This is a genomic window from Endozoicomonas sp. ONNA1, from assembly GCF_024606325.1.
Classification (GTDB): domain Bacteria; phylum Pseudomonadota; class Gammaproteobacteria; order Pseudomonadales; family Endozoicomonadaceae; genus Endozoicomonas_A.
Genome location: NZ_JAHHPN010000185.1, coordinates 1 through 2605 on the forward strand (window position 1 = coordinate 1; position 2605 = coordinate 2605).

At 49.2% G+C, this 2605-nt stretch carries 2 protein-coding genes; both read right to left on the reverse strand.

The genetic code is table 11. The features are described from left to right. The coding region (locus tag KDK19_RS04340; RefSeq protein ID WP_257274345.1) for a hypothetical protein at window positions 1-2084 on the reverse strand (2084 nt) is incomplete at its 3' end. A 128-nt stretch (window positions 2085-2212) separates the two neighbouring features. After that, on the reverse strand, window positions 2213-2605 hold a 393-nt coding region (locus tag KDK19_RS04345; RefSeq protein WP_257291402.1), incomplete at its 5' end, for a hypothetical protein.

A 2605-nucleotide genomic window follows, 5' to 3' on the forward strand; every position in this document is an offset into this window, starting at 1 on the left:
ATCGCCAGCGCCAGGAGTTCTTTTTCTTTCGGGCTCAGGTAATGCTGCTCAAATTCCTCCAGCAACTCCATATACCAGAGCCCATTATTCCTGGCCCGCAGGACATGACTGCAGCTGTGCAGCGGTTTCCATACTATTGGCAAGCTCTGTCCGCCAAGGCTCCTGATCACGCGTTCCGGACCCGGACGGCGGTAATAATGCTGCAATACCTTCAGGATGGTTTTTTCATTATCACCGACATGATCAGGCAGGACCGGCGGTTTACTGAACGCCTCCACCAGAAACTGTAATGCCGTTGGTGCCTTGGCTGTCAATGGTGTCGCCAGGTCGCGGGAATTCTTCATATCCAGAGATTGTTTCAGGTCCGCGACGTCCTGCTGAGCTTGCTGAAGATGCTCTGGCCAATTCTGGTAGAAAGCATGTGTTTCCCGTTGTTCCCAGAGTGTTTTAAGCCATTCGATATAATCGTGCGGAGCAAGATCATCTATAACCTTCTCACCTTCACGATATTCCCTCTGCAAACTGGATTTAAGAGATTCCAGAAAGTTTCTGCTTAGGGGAGCCCCATAGTGAAACAGGGCTAGTAAGTGAGACTGCATGATGTCGAGAGGAGACTCGGGTTGACCATCACTTGAATATCGTAGCACCAGCTCTTCCAGGGCGTCCTGCAGTTGCTGTTGATTAAGCCCCTGGCAAATGCGGTCTAATTCAACAACTGCTCCAGGGCAGGCGGTCAAAGGTAGCTTCCTGAGATGGAGCGGAGTCAGGAATTCAAATGGTCTAAAGGCAGCCAGCATACAATTCATTATGCCCAGTGGCATTGGGTTAACGTCAAAACGATTCATCCAGTAAACGAATTCCACGCACCAATGTCGTGGCAGACTTGCTCCACTGTCCAAAAGCAGCTGAAACATTTGGCAAGCTACTTCCTCCTGTTTCTGAATTTGCTTCTCCTGAGGCTGTCCGTTTCTGAGCCTTTTGGAACACAGGAGCATTTCAAGCAAAGATTCAAAACATCCTTCATGAAAAAAATGCTGGTGAATGGGGAAGCCACTTTCTTTTAATTTCAGAAGCTGCTCATAACTGTATGAATCAGGATCATCCACCAGTTTGATGGCTTGTTGCAATTTGTGCTCAGTATCCGGTGATACGGTTAATTCCGAACTCAGTGCCTCTGTCCGCAAAGACATTGGTAGCAGATTCAACATGCCTCTTAAATTTTCCGGGGCTATGCTCTGTGACATCGAAAAATAATCCAGGCAATCCTCATTCCTGGCCAGGTGTTTGTTGTCCAGTTCATCATCAAAATAGACCTGAACAGAACCTGTGCGGTGGCAATAAACAACCAGAGGCAAGGGTTTAAGCTCTAATACCTTTTCACACTGGCGTTTGTTCCGAAGGGTATCGGCAATATTTGTCTGTACATCGTTGTATACACAGAAGCATTTGATGTCTTCTTTGCCATATTTAATGAGCACCAGTTCCGGGTAATCAAGTGGAGGGGTGGCATTGTCGGGTTTCAACTTTGGTAAACTGAACGTTCCATCCGCTTGCAGATGTCCCGAAGTGAAACGGTGAGGATAAACTCTCCAGATGACCTGATTGCCATGCTCAAGACGTCTATCGAGCGTTGATTGCAGATCAGGCAGTAGTTTTGCTCGCAGTGTTTCCGGAGTTGCGCCAAAATCTGCCAGCAGATGTACGGTAGCTGCATCACGTTTATAGACATATAGGCATTGTGGATCAACAATGCCTACCATCCATTTGCCAAACTCTATTTCCGGCATGGGCTTAATGGGCATCATCCCCCCCGGCAGGGCGAGGGTAAAGGGTCTCGGCGTTCCCTTACCTGAAAAGTAATTTTTTTCTTTAGTCAATCTAATTTGCCGAAACGCCAGACGACCACTCTCAGCAGCCCGCAGTAGCTCTTGTCGCTCATACTCCCTGGGATGACAGGGTGGCAGCTGGCGGGTCGATTCGCAGATTGTCCATTGGCCAGAGGCCGTCACCGCACGGGTGTCAACGTTTGGTTGAGGTTGAGGGCACGTGCTGGCAGAGGCTCGCCTTCCATGGACAACATTCATGGTAATACTCCAGTAAAACTTATTATTTACCCAATTCCGTGAGGGTGGATTCTATGGTTCTTGGAGTAACCGGCTGGTAAAAAGTTCCATTACAGTCTGTTGTCCGTAACTGTATTTTCAGAGCAAGATCAAAGGATTGTACATGCCCACCCCGCTGGCGTATCCTCCTGAGCATCAGGCTTCGCTATCTTCTTTGGCACCAGCATTTTCCATTCTTTCGGGGCGCCATCGTTGGTAACGAAGGGGCGCTTCTCGCTGACCACAGTAATCCCCCGTTCTTTCAGCACTTTTTGGGCTTCCTCCGAAGCCAGCGTTGCCTGCGTCAGGGTGCCCGGGTTCATCCGAATGCCATCGCTCTTCAGCCGCTGCACTTCTTTCTCCAATGCCTGTTGTGTTGAAGGGCTCATCAGCGACGGGTCATGTTCGTACTGCATCTTTTCCAACAGCGTCATTCCGGCCGGAAGCTCCACCTGCCTCAGATCGAACCAGCTGTTATGAATACCACGGGTGATTCCTTTTTT